This window comes from Delftia sp. NA_296.1, assembly GCF_052692095.1.
In genome coordinates, this window is record NZ_JBQZGF010000007.1 from 317,942 (window position 1) to 336,852 (window position 18,911).

General features: G+C 67.8%; 20 protein-coding genes. 11 read left to right on the forward strand and 9 right to left on the reverse strand.

Annotated features, from left to right (window positions below; translation table 11 throughout):
- Window positions 1-12: 12 nt before the first annotated feature.
- The gene (locus ACUTR7_RS19235; RefSeq protein ID WP_034391396.1) at window positions 13-753 is read right to left on the reverse strand and encodes an SOS response-associated peptidase; all 741 of its coding nucleotides are present in this window, start codon (window positions 751-753) and stop codon (window positions 13-15) included.
- Window positions 754-885: 132 nt separating this feature from the next.
- Here ACUTR7_RS19235 and ACUTR7_RS19240 point away from each other — a divergent pair, with 132 nt between their 5' ends.
- Window positions 886-1,293: a hypothetical protein gene (locus ACUTR7_RS19240; protein ID WP_445609561.1), complete on the forward strand. Its 408-nt coding sequence runs from the start codon at window positions 886-888 to the stop codon at window positions 1,291-1,293.
- A 39-nt stretch (window positions 1,294-1,332) separates the two neighbouring features.
- Here the strand turns inward: ACUTR7_RS19240 and ACUTR7_RS19245 are convergent, their stop codons facing one another.
- On the reverse strand, window positions 1,333-2,136 hold the full coding sequence (locus ACUTR7_RS19245) for a PhzF family phenazine biosynthesis protein (protein ID WP_445609562.1): 804 nt from the start codon (window positions 2,134-2,136) through the stop codon (window positions 1,333-1,335).
- 218 nt (window positions 2,137-2,354) lie between these two features.
- Between ACUTR7_RS19245 and ACUTR7_RS19250 the strand changes: the two genes are divergently transcribed.
- From ACUTR7_RS19250 to ACUTR7_RS19290, 9 genes are all read left to right on the forward strand, one after another.
- Complete coding sequence (locus ACUTR7_RS19250) at window positions 2,355-2,954, forward strand: TetR/AcrR family transcriptional regulator (RefSeq protein WP_012204257.1); 600 nt, start codon at window positions 2,355-2,357, stop codon at window positions 2,952-2,954.
- Between the two features lie 78 nt (window positions 2,955-3,032).
- Window positions 3,033-4,223 (forward strand): NAD(P)/FAD-dependent oxidoreductase, encoded by a 1,191-nt coding sequence (locus ACUTR7_RS19255; protein ID WP_445609563.1) that lies wholly within the window; start codon window positions 3,033-3,035, stop codon window positions 4,221-4,223.
- A gap of 51 nt (window positions 4,224-4,274) precedes the next feature.
- Window positions 4,275-4,703: a DUF1641 domain-containing protein gene (locus ACUTR7_RS19260; RefSeq protein ID WP_445609564.1), complete on the forward strand. Its 429-nt coding sequence runs from the start codon at window positions 4,275-4,277 to the stop codon at window positions 4,701-4,703.
- A gap of 184 nt (window positions 4,704-4,887) precedes the next feature.
- Window positions 4,888-5,799, forward strand: coding sequence for an O-acetylserine/cysteine exporter (locus tag ACUTR7_RS19265; protein ID WP_012204260.1), 912 nt, complete (start codon window positions 4,888-4,890; stop codon window positions 5,797-5,799).
- A 255-nt stretch (window positions 5,800-6,054) separates the two neighbouring features.
- Entirely contained in the window at window positions 6,055-6,381 is a 327-nt protein-coding gene (locus tag ACUTR7_RS19270; RefSeq protein WP_016449744.1) for a DUF3649 domain-containing protein, read from the forward strand.
- The gene (locus ACUTR7_RS19275; RefSeq protein WP_445609565.1) at window positions 6,378-8,030 is read left to right on the forward strand and encodes a PepSY-associated TM helix domain-containing protein; all 1,653 of its coding nucleotides are present in this window, start codon (window positions 6,378-6,380) and stop codon (window positions 8,028-8,030) included. The genes ACUTR7_RS19270 and ACUTR7_RS19275 overlap by 4 nt, the downstream gene beginning before the upstream one ends.
- Entirely contained in the window at window positions 8,027-8,359 is a 333-nt protein-coding gene (locus ACUTR7_RS19280) for a DUF3325 family protein (protein WP_445609566.1), read from the forward strand. The genes ACUTR7_RS19275 and ACUTR7_RS19280 overlap by 4 nt, the downstream gene beginning before the upstream one ends.
- Window positions 8,360-8,774: 415 nt before the next feature.
- Window positions 8,775-9,836: an HAF repeat-containing protein gene (locus tag ACUTR7_RS19285; protein WP_224986357.1), complete on the forward strand. Its 1,062-nt coding sequence runs from the start codon at window positions 8,775-8,777 to the stop codon at window positions 9,834-9,836.
- 43 nt (window positions 9,837-9,879) lie between these two features.
- Window positions 9,880-10,206: an EF-hand domain-containing protein gene (locus tag ACUTR7_RS19290; RefSeq protein WP_128422775.1), complete on the forward strand. Its 327-nt coding sequence runs from the start codon at window positions 9,880-9,882 to the stop codon at window positions 10,204-10,206.
- 25 nt (window positions 10,207-10,231) lie between these two features.
- Here ACUTR7_RS19290 and hpaI read toward each other — a convergent pair whose 3' ends face one another.
- The 4 genes from hpaI to ACUTR7_RS19310 are packed head-to-tail and all read right to left on the reverse strand — an operon-like array spanning window position 10,232 to window position 15,149.
- The gene (hpaI, locus tag ACUTR7_RS19295; protein ID WP_445609567.1) at window positions 10,232-11,038 is read right to left on the reverse strand and encodes a 4-hydroxy-2-oxoheptanedioate aldolase; all 807 of its coding nucleotides are present in this window, start codon (window positions 11,036-11,038) and stop codon (window positions 10,232-10,234) included.
- Between the two features lie 30 nt (window positions 11,039-11,068).
- Complete coding sequence (locus ACUTR7_RS19300) at window positions 11,069-12,556, reverse strand: NAD-dependent succinate-semialdehyde dehydrogenase (protein ID WP_445609568.1); 1,488 nt, start codon at window positions 12,554-12,556, stop codon at window positions 11,069-11,071.
- A gap of 34 nt (window positions 12,557-12,590) precedes the next feature.
- Entirely contained in the window at window positions 12,591-14,120 is a 1,530-nt protein-coding gene (locus tag ACUTR7_RS19305; protein ID WP_141829349.1) for a UxaA family hydrolase, read from the reverse strand.
- Window positions 14,121-14,153: 33 nt separating this feature from the next.
- Window positions 14,154-15,149, reverse strand: a complete 996-nt coding sequence (locus tag ACUTR7_RS19310) for a Bug family tripartite tricarboxylate transporter substrate binding protein (protein WP_445609569.1) — start codon at window positions 15,147-15,149, stop codon at window positions 14,154-14,156.
- 135 nt (window positions 15,150-15,284) lie between these two features.
- Here ACUTR7_RS19310 and ACUTR7_RS19315 point away from each other — a divergent pair, with 135 nt between their 5' ends.
- Window positions 15,285-16,223: a LysR substrate-binding domain-containing protein gene (locus ACUTR7_RS19315; protein WP_099752442.1), complete on the forward strand. Its 939-nt coding sequence runs from the start codon at window positions 15,285-15,287 to the stop codon at window positions 16,221-16,223.
- An 84-nt stretch (window positions 16,224-16,307) separates the two neighbouring features.
- On the opposite strand, the gene ACUTR7_RS19320 is transcribed toward ACUTR7_RS19315, so the two are convergent.
- Genes ACUTR7_RS19320 through ACUTR7_RS19330 form a run of 3 tightly spaced genes read right to left on the reverse strand, consistent with a single transcriptional unit; the run spans window position 16,308 to window position 18,909 of the window.
- Window positions 16,308-16,628, reverse strand: coding sequence for a 2Fe-2S iron-sulfur cluster-binding protein (locus ACUTR7_RS19320; protein WP_202759710.1), 321 nt, complete (start codon window positions 16,626-16,628; stop codon window positions 16,308-16,310).
- Window positions 16,625-17,860: an NAD(P)/FAD-dependent oxidoreductase gene (locus tag ACUTR7_RS19325; protein ID WP_445609570.1), complete on the reverse strand. Its 1,236-nt coding sequence runs from the start codon at window positions 17,858-17,860 to the stop codon at window positions 16,625-16,627. Before ACUTR7_RS19325 ends, ACUTR7_RS19320 begins: the two co-directional genes overlap by 4 nt.
- Entirely contained in the window at window positions 17,857-18,909 is a 1,053-nt protein-coding gene (locus ACUTR7_RS19330; RefSeq protein WP_445609571.1) for a xylose isomerase, read from the reverse strand. The genes ACUTR7_RS19325 and ACUTR7_RS19330 overlap by 4 nt, the downstream gene beginning before the upstream one ends.
- Window positions 18,910-18,911 lie beyond the last annotated feature (2 nt).

Genomic DNA, 18,911 nt, shown 5'->3' on the forward strand with positions numbered 1-18,911 from the left:
CCCGTCAGCCCGTCAGCCCATCAGGCCTGGAGGCCGCTTGTCGGCCTTTCGCTCCACCGGATTTGCGGTGAGCCAGTTGGACGGGTACTGGCGCATGAACTCGCGGGCCTTTTCCACGCGCGCGTTGAGCCAGGCGTCGTAGGCGCCTTCGTTGAGAATCGCCGGCATGCGCTTTTCCGCGCCGGGCTGCTGGTAGCGGTGCAGCAGCGCATGGCTGTTGGCGTTGACCGTGAGCAGGGCGTAGCTCAGCAGCACCTCGCCGTCCGGGCCCGTCCACTGCGCCCACACGCCGGCCACGCCCATGGGCTTGCCGTCGATGCGCGAGATGCGCGTGGGCAGGGCCTTGCCGTTGCGGTAGTCATCCTCGAAAAAGGCGGCCATGGGCACGATGCAGCGCTGGCCATTGAGCCAGGCATCGCGGAAGGCCTGGGCCGTGGACACCGTTTCGGAGCGCGCATTCACCAGCTTGAGCGCGCGCAGCCGGCCATCGGAGGCCGACTTCACCCAGTGCGGCACCAGGCCCCATTGGGCGGCAACCAGCTCGCGTGCGGCAGTGGTGGGTGCTGCAGGCGGTGTGTCGGGAGCTGCAGGTTCTGCCTGTTCAGCGGCTGCCTCTGCAGCCACGGCGACGCTGCGGATGAAAAAGCCGGACTTGCGCGGCGTCATGTTGCGCTCGCTGGCCGCGGGCGCTTCCACGTCGAAGGCGTCGCGGTAGGCGTCGGCTTGCGACAGGGATTCGTAGTGGGTACTCATGCGCGGATGGTACCTGCGTGTCTCGGGGGTATCGGCAAGGCGAGAGACTATTCCCTGCGCATTGCGAGCCCGGCGCCGCTGCCGGGTCGATACACTGCCGCGGATTCCATGGCCTCTGGAAAGGAAGCGTGAATGCGGATATGGGTACTGGGCCTTGCAGGCCTGTTGAGCGGCTGCGCAATCTCTGCAGGCATGTGCGATGCCCTGGGCCCAGGCACAACCGCGTCGCTGGCCCTGCCCCAAGGTGCCACGGCCGAGCAGGCCTTTGCCTGCCTTGACGAAGCCATGGCCGGCAACGAGGGCGCGTACCACCTTGGCCACGGCCATGCCATCCGCGACACCAGGGCGGGCGTGCTGGAGACCGCCGACTACGGCGCGCCCAACGTGGCAGGCTTTCGGTTGAGAGCCGAGGTGTCCAGGAGCAAGCCTGCCACTCTGGATCTGTCACTGCGCGGGGCGGGCGCCTATTGCGCCGACCTGGGCGTGGACAGGGAAATGGCCCGCCTTGTCGATGGCGCCGGCCGCTGCCTGCGGCGCTGATGCGCCTTCCGCGTCGGCTCCATCGGGACGAGCCCGGTGTCAGACGGTGATCGTCCCGGTCAGGTAACGCGCGCAGTGGCCAGCCACCTCGACGCTGGCATCGGTCACTTCGCAAAACAGCGTGCCCGTGCGGCGCGAGGCCTGGTGGCCGATCAGACGGTTCTTGCCCAGCCTGCCCGCCCAGTAAGGCGCAAGCGCCGCATGGATGGAGCCCGTGACGGGATCTTCCTCGCCGCCATTGGCGGGCCAGAAGTAGCGGCTGACGAAGTCATACGATGCGCACGCATCCGCAGGCGCCGTCACCACCACGTCCAGCGGCCCCAGCGATTTGAGGCGTTCCAGATCCGGCTTGACGGCCAGCACATCGGCCTCGGCGGCGTAGACCGCCACGTAGGCCTGCTGGTTCACAAGATAGGCCGTGGGTGCGGGCGTCAGGCCTTCGCGCAGCGCGGCCGGTACCTCATCCAGCGGCTTGGCATCGCGGCGCGGGAAGGTCATGACGATGCGTCCGCCATCCTCCTGCGTGGCGGTGACCTTGCCCACGGCAGCGGCCCAGAACGTGATGCTGCGCAGCGCCGGGTCGGCCTCGAACAGCACGAAGGCGCTTGCCAGCGTGGCATGGCCGCAGAACGCGATCTCCGTGAGCGGGGAGAACCAGCGGATCTCGAAGGCGTCGCGCTCGGCACTCCAGACCAGGAACGAGGTTTCCGAGAGATTGTTCTCTGCGGCAATGGCCTGCAGCGTGGAGTCGGCAAGCCATGCATCCAGGGGAATGACGGCGGCCTGATTGCCCTTGAATCGTTCCGATGTGAATGCGTCGATGACGTGGATGGGGAGTTGCATTTGCAAAAGGCCTTTGGATCGGATTCGTGTGCAGCCCGTCATTGTTGTCTCTGTCTCCAATGGCTGCGCGCGGATTCTACGGTCCCGCAGGGCAATGGCCGGGAATGGGCCAGGCATTGCGGCTGATGCTCTGGGTACCGTTTTTTCTGGAAAACCCTGGTGTAGTTTGCAAGTGCTTGTGAAAAATAGAATGAAGATTCGTTCTACTATCGGTTCTCATGCAAGACGAGGCCTGGACCTTCTTTCCGCACGCGGGATCGCGCCATGTGCAGACGCTGCGCGTGGCGCTCAGGCTGTTCGTGGAGCGGGGCTTCTTCAATACCTCGATACAGGACCTGTGCGCCGAGGCCGGCGTGTCCATCGGTTTCTTCTACAACCACTTTGCCGACAAGGAAGGCATTGCGCGCGAGCTGTACCGGCATTTGCTGGCGCGCATGAATGTGCTGCTCGACGATATCGAGGAGCGGCACGCGGGCAGCGCCCAGCGCTGCCGCGAGGTGCTGCGCATGCTGTTCGGGCTGGCCGAGGCCGAGCCCGAGGCCATGGGCTTCGTGGTCAATGCGCGCCACCGCGAGTTTCTGCCCGACGAGCAGGCCATCTGCTCGGCCTCGGCCTTCGTGCGCATGCGCGGCTTCGTGTTCGCCGGCATGACCGATGGCGAGATCCGCCAGATGGAGCCCATGGTGGCGGCCAGCCTGATGTACGGCAGCGCGATCCGGATGATCTGCCTGCGGCTGGACGGCATCATCGACACGCCCATAGAGCCCCTGTTCGACGCGCTCTGGGACGGGGTGTGGCGATCGCTCAAGCCTGACTGAGCGGCGCATTTTCCGGCGCTGGCGCCGTGCGGCGCCAGCGGTTGTTCCACTGAGGCGAAAGCAAAAGGAGTAGCAGGGATGGCGCATCACATCTTGATCATCGGAGGGGGCATTGGCGGCACCATGACCGCCAACCACCTGGTCAGCAAGCTGTATCCGGAGGTGGTCACGGGCAAGGTGCGCATCACCATGCTGTCGAACTCGCCCTGGCATTACTACAAGCCGGCCTTCATGTACGTGGCCTTCAATGCCTTCTTCCGCGACGAGCTGCGGCGCAGGCAGCGCGGCCTGCTGCGGCCCGAGATCGACTTCCAGGTGGAAGAGGTGGAGCGCTTCGACTTCGCGCTGCAGGCCGTGCACTGCAAGAGCGGCAAGCGCTTCGGCTACGACCACATGGTGATCTCCACGGGCTGCGTGCCCTCGCCCGAGCGCATCGAAGGCCTGGCCGAGGCCGGCGACCACTTCTACCAGCACGCGCCCGCGCGGCAGCTGGCCGACAAGCTGGCGCGCATCGAAAAGGGCCGCATCTTCGTCACCGTGACCTTTCCCAAGACGCCCAATGTGCCGCACCAGTGCGGCATCGCGCCCATAGAGACCACGCTGATGCTGGACGACCTGCTGCGCCGGCGCGGCGTGCGCGACAAAGTGGAGATCGTCTACACCTATCCCACGGTCTCGCAGCTGCTGCGCAACTGCCTGTTCCTGCAGAAGGACACCTGCGAGATCCTGCCCACGGTGTTCGAGCAGCGCGGCATTCGCCACCAGCGCGGATTCACGCTGGCGCGCGTGGACCCCGAGGCCAAGGTGGCCCACTCGGAGGAGGGCCAGGCCGAGGACTTCGACATCCTCATGGCCACGCCGCCCATACGCGCCGTGCAGGCCGTGCGCGACTGCGGCCTGTCGCAGGCGCAGGACGGCGAAGGCTGGCTGCCCACCGACCACGAGACCATGCAGGTGCTGGGCCAGAGCCATGTCTATGTGCTGGGCGATACGGTGGACCTGCCGGTGAGCAAGGCCGGCGGCGCCTGCCACAACCAGTCGCCCGTGGTGGTGAACAACATCGCCTCGCAGATCCGCTTCGGCCGCACCAGCGATGCCTACGACGGGCGCGTGGTGGCCATCGCCCAGATGGGCCTGGACGACGGCATGCCGCTTTGGTACGACTACCAGGTCGACGTCAAGCCCACGCCGCCGACCAAGGTCGGCTCGATGATGCGCAAGGGCTTCAACCGCGGTATGTACTGGGCCGTGGCCCGCGCCCTGGTCTGAGGCCAGGGCCTTTGCATTGTCATTCCAAGCACGAAGACAAGGAGCACCAAGATGAACATCGCTTCCGACATTCCCGTGGCGCAGCCCGCCGCTGGCGGCCTGCTGCAGGACGACGCCGCGCTGCAGGGGCTGGCCGAGCTGGTGGGCAAGCTGGAGCCGCTGCTGGCGGGCCGGCGCCTGAACCGCGTGGTCGATCTGCTGTCGGTCACGGCGGACCTGGTGGACATGGCAGACGACTACATGGTCGAGAAGGTCGCCAAGGCCTTCGAGGATGGCGTGGGCGGGGCCTGGGCCGCGGGCAATGCCGCGCGCATGGCGGCGGCCCAGGTGCAGGCCATGGAGGAAACGCCCACCCTGATCGGCCTGATGCGCATGGCACGCGAGCCCGATGTGCGGCGCGGCCTGGCCTTCATGCTGGCCATGGCCGGCGCGCTGGGGCGCCAGCATGCCCACGATCCCATCGACTACGCGGCGGACTGAAACGCAGGGCCGAGCCACGGCCGCCCGGCAGCGCATGGGCGGCGGTGGTACAAACGCCGGGGGCGGATGTGATCCGCCCCTTTTCTTTTTGCCCATTGCCCGCCATGCCTTCTTCCTGTTCCTTGCCGGTGCTGCCGGCCGCTGTCCCTGACCATTGCAGGCCCCGCCGCACCGAGGGCAGGGCATGACCGCGCAGCACCTGAGCCGTGGCGACTGGGCGCGTGCGCTGCTGGTCATCCTGATCTGGGGCACCAACTTCGTGGCCATGAAGTTCGGCCTGCTGACGCTGTCGCCCATGCTGCTGAGCGCGCTGCGCTTCGTGGTGGCGTCGCTGCCGTTCCTGCTGTTCGTGCGCCCGCCCAAGTCGGTGGGCTGGCGCTATCTGGCCGCCTATGGGCTGGTGCAGGGCGTGGGCCAGTTCGGCATGCTGTTCCTGGGCCTGAAGCTGGGCATGCCGGCCGGCATGGCCTCGGTGGTGCTGCAGACGCAGGCCTTCGTCACGCTGCTGCTGGCCGCCTTCCTGCTGGGCGAGCCCGCGCGCCTGTGGCATTGGCTGGGCCTGGTGGTATCGCTGGGTGGGCTGGTTGCCATTGGCAGCGCCCATGGCGAAGGCGACAACGCCATGACGCTGGCCGGCTTTTTGCTGACCGTGGGCGCAGCCTGCATGTGGGCCGTGTCCAACATGATCACGCGCTATGCGGCGCGCAGCGGCCCCTACGAGCCCTTCCCCTTTATCGTCTGGAGCAGCATCTTTCCCATCGCGCCGCTGATGGCCCTGGCCGTCTGGACCGATGGCGCGGATACGGTCGTGCAGCAACTGGCGGGGATCGACCTGACCGCCGTGGCCTCCATCCTGTACCTGGCGCTGCTGGCCACGCTGCTGGGCTATGGCCTGTGGACGCGCCTGCTGCAGCGCTATGCGGCCGGCACGGTGGCGCCGCTGTCTCTGATGGTGCCCGTGGTGGGCCTGGTCTCGGCCATGCTGCTGCTGGGCGAGCGGCCCACCCTGATGCAGTGGATGGGCACGCTGGCCGTGCTGGCGGGCATGGTGATCAACCAGTTCGGCGGGCGCTGGCTGGCGGGGCGGGCGCGATAGGGGAAAAGGCGCCAGGGAGATGGTCGGGGCCGGTGGCAGGAGGCCGGCTTTGCATTTCTTTAAATGACTCGGGTAATAAAAATCATTATCATTCCCGCTCTTTGAAAGGCGGCGTGCTTCAGGCGCGCGGCCAACGCCCGGCGCCGCACAGACCTTGAACTGTTGTGGCGCCTTTGTCCGTCCGGGCCTGCGCGCGGTGTCTGCAGCGTCCGCGGCGTCCATGACGGGCAACGATCCGCAAGAAAGGTCATCCCCATGCAAGCCTCGACCCCGGGAGGGTCCTCTCCATCCCTGCTGCGCTACCGCGTGGCCGTGGCCTCGCGCGCCTTGGCGGCGATCGGCGGCGGCTATCTGCTGTCGGCCGCCTGCGCCGCCACGGGCGCGCGCGCCATGGTCTGGCTGGGCGTGGAACGGGCCGATGCGGCGCTGGGCTCGACCCTGCTGGCCTTCATCATCTACGCCGTGGCGGCCATGTGGGCCTTTGGCTGCGCCAGCGCCTGGCGCGCCTGGGCCGTGATCGGCCTGCCGGGCGCGGGCCTGGGACTTCTGGCCTGGGTGCTGTCGAACGGAGCCGCCGCATGAGGGCAGACGGCAAACCCGAGGGACTGCGCCAGTCCATGTCCTGGCTGCACACCTGGAGCGGCCTGCTGCTGGGCTGGCTGCTCTACGCGGTGTTCTTCACGGGCACCCTGAGCTATTTCCGCGACGAGATCAACGACTGGATGCGGCCCGAGCTGCACGGCTCGGTGCAGGACGCCGACACCGCGCAGCGCGCACTGGAGGCCATGCAGCGCATCGCGCCGGAGGCCACGACCTGGACGCTGAGCCTGCCCGGCCCGCGCCAGGTGGCGGTGGCCGCATCCTGGCGAGAGCCCGGCGCCGCCACGGGCCGCGCAGGCACCAAGCGCGCCGAGATCGACGCCGCCACGGGCGAGAAGCTGGAGCCGCGCGAGACACGCGCCGGCAACTTCTTCTACCGCTTCCACTTCGAGCTGCACGCCATGCCGCGCATCTGGGGCCGCTGGATCGTGGGCTTCGCCACCATGCTGATGTTCGTGGCCATCATCACGGGCGTGATCACGCACAAGAAGATCTTCACGGACTTCTTCACCTTCCGCCCGCGCAAGGGCCAGCGCTCCTGGCTGGATGCGCACAACGCCACGGCCGTGCTGGCATTGCCGTTTCACATCGTCATCACCTTCAGCGGCCTGGTGCTGCTGATGTTCATGCTCATGCCCTGGGGCATACAGGCGGCCTACAACGGCGACACCAATGCCTACTTCGCCGATGTGCGCGGTGCACGCGGGCAGGCGGCCAACCAGGGCCCGGGCGCGCGCGGTGGCAAACAGGAGCGCCAGGCGGCCGCGCTGGCCGATATCGCGCCCATGATGGCCGAGGGCGCACGCCGCTGGCCCGAGCACGGCGTGGGCAGCATCACCGTCAACGCGCCCGGCACCTCGCGCGCGGTGGTCGAACTGCGCGAAGGCGGCGGCATGAGCCTCATCAACCGCGGCCAGTCCGAGACCCTGCGCTTCGACGGCGTGACCGGCCAGTTGCAGGCCAGCCCCGAGGCGCCCGCCATCTCCTGGGTGCGCGCCACCGGCAACGTGATCACCGGCGTGCACCTGGGCCGCTTTGCCGAGCCCGCCACGCGCTGGCTGCTGCTGCTCAGCGGCGTGGTCGGCACCTTCATGGCCGCGTCGGGCATGGTGCTGTGGGTGGTCAAGCGCATGCCCGAGCGCCGCAAGCTGGGCCGCACGCCCTTCGGCCACCGTCTGGTGGAGGTGCTCAACGTGGGCTCCATCGCGGGCCTGTCGGTGGCCGTGGCCGGCTTCTTCTGGCTCAACCGCCTGCTGCCCGTGCCCATGCAGGCACGAAGTGATTGGGAGATCAACGGCTTCTTCATCATCTGGCTGCTGTGCCTGCTGCATCCGCTGCGGGTCTCGCACCGCAATGCCTGGCTGCAGCAGATGGCGCTGGCCGCCGTGCTGTACGCGCTGCTGCCCCTGCTCAACCTGCTGACGGGCGGCGCATCGCTGGTGCAGACCCTGGCCAATGGGCAGTGGAGCATCGCCAGCTTCGAGCTGCTGATGCTGGGCCTGGCCGCCATCCATGGCGTGGTGGCCTGGTGGCTGCTGCGCGGCAAGCCGGCAGCGGCTGCATTGCCTGCAGCCGCCCGCACGCAAGCCCGTGCCGCCAGCCATGCCCCCACGCTGGAGCGCGCGTCATGATGATTCTTGCCGCCTTTTTTCTGGCCTTTGCAGGCTTTGCCGTCATCGCCGCTTCCATGGACCGGCACCAGGACCAGCTGGGCACCGAAGGCCTGGCACCCGCGCGCCTGAAGGCCTGGCGGCTGGCTGGCCACGCGCTGCTGGCCCTATCGCTGGCGCCCTGCCTGCTGCGCTGGAATGCCTCGGTGGCCGTGGCCGCCTGGCTGGGCCTGCTGACCTTTGCGGCCCTGGCCCTGGGCCTGCTGCTGACCTATGCGCCGCAGTTCGCGCGGCGTGTGGCGATTGTGGCTGCTGCCGCAGGATTGGGGACTTGGCTGCTGCTGGGCTGAGCGGGCAGGTCTTTCCCTTCGCTTTTTCCTGTTTTCCTTTGAGTGAATCACACGGCGGGGCCCCTTGCGGGCCCCACCCCATTGCTGAGCATGCAAATGGTGCGGACCTCCTATTAATTGTGATTTATCAATAACAATCACATATTTGTGCGCAGAGATCGCTGCGTGATTGAATATCAATAGTCAGCATCTGATTTCAATCCATCAGTCAGAAACAAGTTCGATTCGTGTTGTCAAACTGTGGTTCTTTGGCAGGAGAATGCGTATGACTGTTCCGGCATTTTATTTCCCTCTGGTTTTGACTGGCGGCTTGATGCTTGCCTCCAGTATGGCTCAGGCAGGACCCATGCAGGATATAGGGACTGCCTCGGGTCCGCAGTGCGCAGGCCTGGATGTCAATAATTCCGGATATGTAGTGGGCGCCTGTGCAGAGGCCAATGGATCTGCCTCGGGCTTTGTTGCCCTGGCGCCCGGCAGCGCGGTGGATCTGGCACATCTGGTCGATGGTCGCAATTGCGTGGCAGGCGCCATCACCAATGTGGGCCGTCTGGTCGGGTGGTGCATGAACAGCAATTCGCTGCCCACTGGCGTGGTCTGGAATGCCACGGCGCCCACCACCGTCCAGGCCCTGCAGGCCCTTGTGGGCGGCGTGCGCACCAAGGTGACCGCGCTCAGCCAGAGTGGCGCGGTCGCGGGTGTCAGCCTCAATGCCGACAACACGGCCTTGCCGGTGATGTGGCGCAACAACGAAACCACGGCACGCACGCTGCCGGCCGGCCTGCTGGGCCTGGTTGCCACGAACTGCGTGCCCGCCGATGTGGACGACCATTCCGTGAATCCGACGATGCCCAATATCGTCGGCAACTGTCCCGGCTCCAGCGGCCGGCCCCAGCCCGTGCTGTGGTCCCCGGGGCTGCTGGGAACCTACGCCTCCGCCGCGCTGCCGCTGCCTGCCGATGCGCTGCACTGCCGCGCTTCCCAGGTGGTGAACTCGCGCATTCTGGGCCATTGTGATTTTGGTGCACAGGGCGGTCATGCCGTGCTGTGGAGCAATCCGGCTTCGGCGCCGCTGGTGTTGTCCACGGGCGCGCAGCGCAGCAGTGCCAAGACGCTGAACGCCAATGGCCGGGTCATCGGCAAGTACAGCAACACCAACGGCGATCCCGTTCCCTTCCACTGGGACACCACGACCAATGTGCGCACCGACATCCCCGCGCCAACCGGTGGCATGCATGCCTCGGTGTCGGACATAGGCGACAACGGCAATGTGGTGGGCAGCAGCGAGATGGGCGATGGCACGCGCCATGCGTTCAAGTGGACCCTGGCCGGAGGATCGGTGGACCTGGGCACGCTGCCTGGCGGCAAGAACAGCGGTGCCATTGCGCTCAGCCAGGATGGCTGCTATCTGACGGGCGGCAGCGAGACGGGCTCGGGGCAGGATACGCATGCGTTTGTGCAGAACCTGTGTGCGCCTTGAATGAATATGCCTCTTTTCATATTTTCAATGAATGGCGTGTTTCATGAATCAATTTAATAAAGCAATGGGTGGCTGGGTTGCCTTGATGCGGAAGATAAACATCGTTGCACAGACTAGATATACGGTATTGCTGCCTTTTGCTTGTGCAATGATGGTGCTGCCCGTTCCTGGTGACGCCAAAGATCTTCGGGAAGCGTACCGTCTTTATGACAAAAATGGCGTTGCCTTCACTCCTATTACAGACTTGAGGAAAGTTTTAGGGGACCAACTCACGGAGGAGGAGCTTGACGAGCTGATTGCGGAGATTGACTCGGATGGCTCAGGCCCCGTGGATCACGATGGATTCATGAAAATCATGACAGGCGAGTGACCCGCGCCTGTGCCGCCCCATGTTCTCAATACGCAGCCCCGAGGCGCTGCACAGGCTCGGCCACTGGCGAATCATCGAACTGCCCCCGCAGCCTGCGCGCCGCATTCGCAAACAGCAGCACATCCACGCCCACGGCCACGAAGCTGCAGCCCAGGTCCAGGTAGCGGCGGGCCAGGGCGGGGTCAGAGGTCAGGGTGCCGGCCGCCTTGCCGCTGGCGATGATGGTCTTCATGGCTGCTTCGATGGCGGTCTGCACTTCGGGGTGGCCGGGGTTGCCGCGGTGGCCCATGGAGGCGGCCAGGTCGGCGGGGCCGATGAAGACGCCGTGCACGCCGTCCACCGCGCAGATGGCTTCAAGGTTGTGCAGCGCGGCCACGGTCTCGGCCTGCACCAGCAGGCAGACCTCGTCGTCGGCCACCTGCAGGTAGTCGGCGCGTGCGCTCCACTGCGATGCGCGGCCCACGGCGCTGCCCACGCCGCGCACGCCCAGCGGCGGGTAGCGCGTGGCGGCCACCACGGCGCGCGCCTGTTCGGCCGTGTCCACCATGGGCACGAGCAGGGTGGTGGCGCCTATGTCCAGCATCTGCTTGATCAGGGCCGTGCTGCCTTCGACCACGCGCACCACGGCCTGGGCCGGGTGCGGGGCCACGGCCTGTAGTGCGGCCAGGGTGCTGCGCACGTCGTTGGGCGCGTGCTCGCCGTCGATCAGCAGCCAGTCGTAGCCGCAGGTGGCGGCAGCCTCGGCCAGGTAGGGGTCGGCCATGGACAGCCACAGGCCGATGCGGGGCTGGCCTGCGGCCAGGGCGGTCTTGAAGGGGTTATGGGCTGGCATGGTGTCCGGTGATTTCGTTGAGGGAAAGATTCAGTCCAGCAGGCCCTGGCAGACGTACTTGGTGTGCAGGTAGTCGTCCAGGCCGTGGGTGGAGCCCTCGCGGCCGTAGCCCGATTCCTTGACGCCGCCGAAGGGCGCTGCCTCGGCGGCCAGTGCGCCTTCGTTGATGCCGACGATGCCGGTCTCCAATGCATCGGCCATGCGCCAGATGCGGCGTGCGTCGTTGCTGTAGAAGTAGGCGGCCAGGCCGAAGGGCGTGTCGTTGGCGGCGGCGATGACCTCGTCCTCGCTGTCGAAGACGGTGAGCGGCGCCACGGGGCCGAAGGTTTCCTCACAGGCGCAGGCCATGGAGGCATCGGCGCCCGTGAGCACGGTGGGCGCGTAGTAGTTGGCGCCCAGGGCATCCAGGCGCCTGCCGCCCGTGAGCACCCTGGCGCCGCGCGCCACGGCGTCCTGCACATGGCGCTCGATCTTTTCCACGGCACGCGCATTGATCATGGGGCCGATCTGCGAGGCCGGGTTGCTGGCCGGGCCCACGTGCAGCGCGGCCACGCGCGCGGCCAGCTTCTGTGCGAACGTGTCGTGCACGCTGCGGTGCACGAAGACGCGGTTGGGGCACACGCAGGTCTGGCCGCCATTGCGGAACTTGGCGGCCATGAAGCCGTCGACGGCGGCATCGATGTCGGCGTCCTCGAAGACGATGAAGGGCGCATTGCCGCCCAGCTCCAGCGAGAGCTTCTTGAGCGTGTCGGCGCTGCGCCGCGCCAGGTGCTTGCCCACGGGCGTGGAGCCCGTGAAGGTGATCTTGCGCACGCGCGCGTCGTCCAGCCAGACATCCACCACCTCGGGCGTCTTCTCGCGCGAGGCCGTGACGATGTTGAGCACGCCGGCCGGCACGCCCGCCTCCTGGGCCAGCAGCACCAGGGCCAGCGAGGTCAGCGGCGTGTCTTCCGCGGGCTTGCAGACCACGGTGCAGCCGGCGGCCAGTGCGGGCGCGATCTTGCGGGCGATCATGGCGGCCGGAAAGTTCCAGGGCGTGATGGCGGCCACCACGCCCACGGGCTCGCGCAGCGCAAACATGCGCCGGCCAGGCACGGGCGCGGGAATGATCTCGCCGTTCATGCGCGTGGCCTCTTCGGCGAACCATTCGATGTAGCTGGCCGCATAGGCGACCTCGCCCTTGCCCTCGGCCAGGGGCTTGCCCTGCTCGCGGCTGATGAGGCGGCCCAGGTCGTCCTGGTGGGCCAGCACCAGGTCGTTCCAGCGCTTGATGATGGCGGCGCGCTGTTTGGCAGGCGTCCTGCGCCAGGCGGGGAAGGCGGCATGCGCGGCGTCCAGCGCGGCGTGGGCCTCGGCGGCGCCGGAGTCGGGCACCTCGGTGATCAGTGCGCCCGTGGCGGGGTCGGTCACGGCCAGGCGTGGGGCAGGTGCGGCGGGCGTGGCCGTCGCGGTCGTCCATTGGCCGGCGATGAAGTTGGCGCTGCGCAGCAGCTCGGGGCGGGTCAGGGTCAGTGGCATGGAATCGGTGGATGCAGGTGTTGTAAGGGGCGGCTCAGCTCACGATGCCCAGGTGCCAGGGCACGAACTCATGGTCGCCCAGGCCCAGGGCCTCGCTCTTGGTGGGCTCGCCGCTGGCGTGGCGCAGGATCTGCGCGAAGATGCGCTGCCCCATCTCGGGCACGCCGCATTCGCCGTCCACGATCAGGCCGCAGTTGATGTCCATGTCTTCCTCCAGGCGGCGGTACATGGGCGTGTTGCTGGCCAGCTTGATGGTGGGCGCGGGCTTGCTGCCGAACATGGAGCCGCGCCCCGTGGTGAAGCAGATCAGGTGCGCACCGCTGGCAATCTGGCCCGTGGAGGCCACGGGGTCGTAGCCCGGCGAATCCATGAAGACGAAGCCCGGCTCGGTGATGGGCTCGGCGTATTCGTAGACGGCGCGCAGCGGCGTGGTGCCGCCCTTCATGGCCGAGCCCAGCGATTTCTCGAAGATGTTGGCCAGGCCCCCGGCCTGGTTGCCGTGGCCGACCACGCCGTTGAACTGCGCGTTCTGGCCGGCCGCGTAGCGCTCCCACCAGGCCAGGCGGTCCAGCAGCTTCTGGCCCACGGCCGGTGTTATGGCGCGGCGCGTGAGCATGAATTCCACGCCATGGATCTCGGGCGTTTCCGACAGGATGGCCGTGCCGCCGTGGCGCACCAGGATGTCCATGGCCGCGCCCAGGGCCGGGTTGGCCGTGATGCCCGAAAACCCGTCCGAGCCGCCGCACTCCAGCCCGATCTTCAGGTGGCTGGCGCTGACCGTGCTGCGCCGCGCGGCGTCGGCTTCGGGCAGCATCTCTTCGATGGCGCGGATGCCGGCCTCTATGGTCACGCGCGTGCCGCCCACTTCCTGCATCACCAGCGTCCGCATGAGCCGGCCTTCGCTCAGGCCCTGCGACTGCACCAGGGCATCGACCTGGTTGCGCTCGCAGCCCAGGCCCACGATGAGCACGCCGGCCAGGTTCGGGTGGCGCGCATAGCCGGCCAGCGTGCGGCGCAGCACGTCGAAATGCTCGCTGGGCGAGGACATACCGCAGCCGCTGGTCTGGGCAAACGCCACCACGCCGTCCACGTTGGGGAAGGCCGCCATGCGCTCGGCCGTGAAATGTGCGGCAATGCGCTTGATCACCGTGGCCGAGCAGTTCACCGACGACAGGATGCCGATGAAATTGCGCGTGCCCACGCCGCCGCCGGCGCGCACAAAGCCCTGGAAGCTGGCGCGCTGCGCCTCGGGCACATAGTCCACGGGCCGCACGTCGGCGCCGAAGGCCGGGTCGCGGTAGTAGTCCACGATGCGCAGGTTGTGGCTGTGCACATAGTCGCCGGCCTCCAGCTCGCGCATGGCCACGCCGATCACGGTGTCGTACTTCTTCACCTGCTCGCCCTCTGCGATGCGGCGCGCGGCGATCTTGTGGCCCGCAGGCACCTGGGCGCGGGCGCGCACGCCCAATTCGGGAATCTCCTGGCCCAGCGACAGAGCGGTCTTGGCGACCAGCACGTTGTCGTTGGGATGCAGGTGCAGCAGGGGGCTATCGGTGCGGGACATGCGGGGCTTTCATCGGTGTGGGTTCGCGGGCTGTCAGCCCTTCATCAATTCGCGCAGCTTGAGCTTGTCGATGAGGACGGTCTCCTTCTGGTAGACCGTGTTCACGTACTTCTCGTAGTCCGGGCCGTCCAGGTACAGCAGCGGTGCATCCAGCTTCTCGGCCACGGACTTGAACTCGGGGCTGGCCACGGCGGCGCGGAAGGCCTCGCGCAGCCTGGCCGCCACGGCCGGGTCCAGGCCACGCGGCGCGCCAATGCCGTTGGGCGCATCGACCACCACGTCGTAGCCGCATTCGCGCAGCGTGGGCACGTCCTTGAAGCGCGCCGTGCGCTGCTCGCCCCAGGTGGCCAGCAGGCGCAGCTTGCCGGCCTCCACATGGGGAGCCCAGGAGCTGGAGTCGGCCAGCGCATCCACATGGCCGCCCAGCACGCCCTGCAGCGCCTCGGCGCCGCCCTTGTAGGGCACATGGTTGAGCTGTATGCCGGCCACGCCCGCAAACTCCTCCATGCCCACATGCGTGGCACCGCCCACGCCTGCATGGGCATAGGTCACCTGGCCGGGCCTCGCCTTGGTGGCGGCCACGAAGTCCTTGAGCGTCTTGAACGGCGAATTGGCGGGCACGGCAATGCCGAAGGTCTGGCCCGAGGTGCGCGCGATGTAGGTGTAGTCCTTGCGCGGATCGGCCTGCAGGCTGCCCAGTTGCGAAAAGCGCGTGACCGAGATGGGAATCTGGCCGATGGTGTAGCCGTCCGCCCTGGCCGAGGCCAGCGCCTTGGCGCCGATCATTCCCGATGCGCCCGCGCGGTTCTCCACCGCGATCGGCTGGCCCAGAAGCTTGCCGGCCACTGTGCACAGCGCTCGCATGGACTGGTCGGCCGTGCCGCCCGCAGGCCAGGGGCAGATGAAGGTGATGGGGCGTTCGGGCCAGTTCTGGGCGAAAAGAGGTCCGGTGGCGGCCAGTGCGCTGGCGCCGAGCGTGGCGAGCACGAATTCGCGCCGGCTTGCATGGCGTGTGCGTGGGGTGTTCATCGCTTGTCTCCTGTATTGGCTTTTGCAGCCCTGTGATCCGGGCCTTGGGCTGACTGGCGCGATTGTTCAGCGCCTGATCATGACAATCCAATGAAAAGATAGACTGGCTTCATAACCTCAAAGCTATGAAGACCCATGAGCAAGATAGACCGCGTGCTGCGCTCCAACCTCAAGCTGCGCCATCTGCAGCTGCTGGTGGCGCTGGACCAGTTCCGCCACCTGGGCCGCGCCGCCGAGTTCCTGGCCGTCACCCAGCCCGCCGTCTCCAAGACCCTGGCCGAGATCGAGCGCATGCTGGACATGACGCTGTTCGAGCGCTCCACGCGCGGCACCGAGCCCACGGCGGCCGGCGTCAGCATGGTGCGCTTTGCGCGCTCGGTGCTGGCGGGCTTCGAACGCACGCGCGATGAAATGGCGGCCGAGGCCAGCGGCACACGCGGGCGCACCAGCGTGGGCGCCATGGTCGTGGCCACCCCCGTGCTGCTGGCCCGGGCCGTCGAGCAGTTGAAGGCGCGATCGGCCCAGACCACGGTGCTGGTCGAGGAGGGCGATCTCACGCGGCTGCTGCCCAAGCTGCGCATGGGCGAGCTGGACCTGTTCGTGGGCCGGCTCGAACCCGGCTATGCCTCGCCCGACCTGGAGACCGAAGCCCTGTACGACGAGCCCATGGTCGCCGTCGTGCGCCCCGGCCATGCGTTGCTGGCGCAGCCTGCGAGCTGGCAGGCGCTGGCCGACATGCCCTGCGTCATGCCCCCGCCCTGGGCATCGCTGCGCGTGAAGCTGGAGCAGCAGTTCTTCGCCCACGGCCTGCATCCGCCGGCCGATCTGGTGGAGTCCGCCTCATTCCTGTCGCAGATCAGCTTCCTGCACCAGCGCGGCGCCGTGGCTTTCATGGCGCGCGGCGTGGCCGAGCATTTCGCGCAGCAGGGACTGGTCGCCGTGCTGGACCTGCCCGTGCCCATCGACCTGCCGCCCGTGGGCCTGATCACCCTGCGCGGCCAGCCGATGACGGCGACGACGAGATTGCTGGTGGAGTGTTTGCGGGCGGTGGGGAACGGCCTGGCGTCGCGCTGAAGTCGTCTTGGGAAGTGGAAGTGGAAGTGGAAGTGGAGGCGGAAGCGGAAGCGGAAGTGAGCCTGGGGCCGGCCGGATGCCGCGTCAGCTCTGCGCCACCGGCATGCCCACCACCAGCCCATTCAGCTGTGGCGATACCGTGATCTGGCAGGCCAGCCGCGAGTCGCCGCGCACGTCGAGGGCGAAGTCCAGCATCTCCCTTTCGCCGCCCTGGGCCGGGCCCACGCGGTCCAGCCACTCCGGTTGTATGTAGACATGGCAGGTGGCGCAGGCACAGGCGCCGCCGCATTCGGCATCGATGCCCGGCACGCCGTTGGAGACGGCGGCGCGCATGAGGCTCTGGCCGTCCGTGGCCTGTACCACGTGCTCGCGGCCGCAGTGTTCTATGAAGGTGATGGTGGTCATGGCGTGGGTGGGGCTTTTGGGGGGAGGGGTGGGAAACCGGGGTCGGCGCAGTGCGTGGCGGCGATGGCCTTGCGCGCTGCCATGAATTCGCCCGGTGAGTTCACGCATTCGGCGGCGCACAGCTGGCCACCGCGCAGGTGCAGGACGGCGAACCTGCCGCTGGCCGGGTCGCCGCGCAGCACGGTCTGGTCGCCATGGCCGGGCAGGCCGGCGATCTGCAGCTTGGTGTCGTACTGATCGGACCAGAACCAGGGCGCTTCATGGGCGGGCAGTGCGCGGCCCGTGATGGCGCAGGCTGCGCGCCGGGCCTGTTCGAGCGCGCTGGGCACGCTTTCGAGCCGGTGCAGCCCGGGGTAGCCGGCCAGCGGGCGGCGCGTGGCATCGCCTATGGCGTAGATGCCGGCCATGGCGGTACGGCCTTCGCCGTCCACGGCAATGCCGCCCGCGCAGTCCAGGCCGAGGGACTGCGCCAGCTCCACGCTAGGCGCTGCACCCACGCCGATGAGCACGGCATCGCATTCCAGGCGGGAGCCATCGGCCATCCTCAGGGCCGTGATGCCGGTGGGGCTGTCGCCCTGGATGGCGGTGACCGAGGCGTTGAAATGCACCTCCACGCCCTGGCCTGCATGCAGGCCGTGCAGATGTGCGGCCATCTGGGGCGAGGCGCTGCGCGACAGCAGTCTGCCTTCGCGCTCGATGACCCGGACCTGCACCCCCAGCTTGCGGGCCGTGGACGCGACTTCGAGACCCACATAGCCGCCGCCGATGATGGCCAGGCAGCGGGCGGTCTGCAGGTGGCCCCGCAGCGCCTGCGCGTCTTCCATGGTGCGCAGGTAGGTCACGCCGGGCCGCTCACCCCCGGGCAGGGCCAGCCAGCGCGGTGCGGCGCCTGTGGCAATGACCAGGTGGTCGTAGTGCAGTGCCGACCCGTCGTTCAGCGCTACCTGCCGCGAGCCCGGCTCTATGGCCATGGCGCGCACGCCCAGGCGCAGGGCAATGGCCTGGTCGGCATAGGCGCTGGCGGGCCGCAGCAGCAGATCGTCCGGGCCCATGGCCTGCTGCAGCCAGGCCTTGGACAGCGGCGGGCGCTGGTAGGGCGGCAGGTCTTCGCCGCCGACCAGGGTGATGGGACCCGGGTGGCCGTACTGGCGCAGCAGGGCGGCCAGGGTGCCGCCGGCATGCCCGGCGCCGATGATGACGGCGTGGCCTTGGGGGTGTTGTGCGGGGGTCATGATGCACCTTTGCACGAGGCCTGGACTGCGGGGCGGGCGCAGATCTCGTCCCAGGCTTGCCGCATGAAGCGTGCGGCCGCCACGTTCTGCGCCAGCAGGTCATAGCGTGCGCCCAGGCCGTAGTCGGGCAGGTTGATGAATTCGGTGGTGAGGTGGCGCAGCGGGCTGTGCGGGTGCGCGTGGTGGTAGGCCAGCACCTTGCGGATGGCCTCTTTGGAGGGCTCCAGCAGGTAGGCGTGCCAGGGCGAATGCCATTCGCCGGGGCCGGGCCGCAGCATGGGGTACTGGATGCCCCGGCCCGGGCTGCCGTCCTCGTTGCGGTGCCACAGGTTCAGGGGTTGGTTGGGGCCGGCTGCGCGCAGCTGGGCCCAGCGCACGATGCCCATGTCCAGCCATTGTTCGCACAGCGAGCCGGGCTCGAAGGGGTCCAGCACCAGTTCGCCGCTCTCGACCAGTTCGCGCACGCCCGACAGTTCCTGCTCGGCCGGGTTGCCGATCTTGAAGTTCACATGGCTGTAGTCCAGCGTGAAGTGGAAGGGCACGCCATGCGCCTGCACGCGCCGGGCCACCTCGCGTACGCGCAGGAAATCCTCGGTCCACATGTTGACGTGCAGCTCGAAGCTGGGCTCCACGCCCAGAGACATGGCGTTGTCGTAGACGCGCAGGTAGTGGTCGGTGATCTCTGCATCATCCAGCACATGGCCGTCGCGGTGGTGCTTGAAGGTCATGATGTTGTGGCAGCGCGCGCCTATGGCCTGGCAGATGCGCAGGTTGTGGGTCAGCAGGGCCTCGTCCTCGCCCAGGCGGTAGAACCAGCTGGCCGTGTGCACGGGCAGGTTGAACTCGGCGATGGCGGCCTCGTACTCGGCCATTTGCGTGCGCAGAGGCAGGCGGTCGAAGCAGTCGAAGGCGCCGGTTTCACTGACCAGGCGGAACTGCTCGCGTATGGGCAGCTCCTGCAGGCCGATGGGCTGGTGGCGCGAGGAGCGCTGCACGCCACGGCCGTTGCAGCCGATGGGCGGGAGGGGCGGGTGGGTGTCGTCGTGCATGG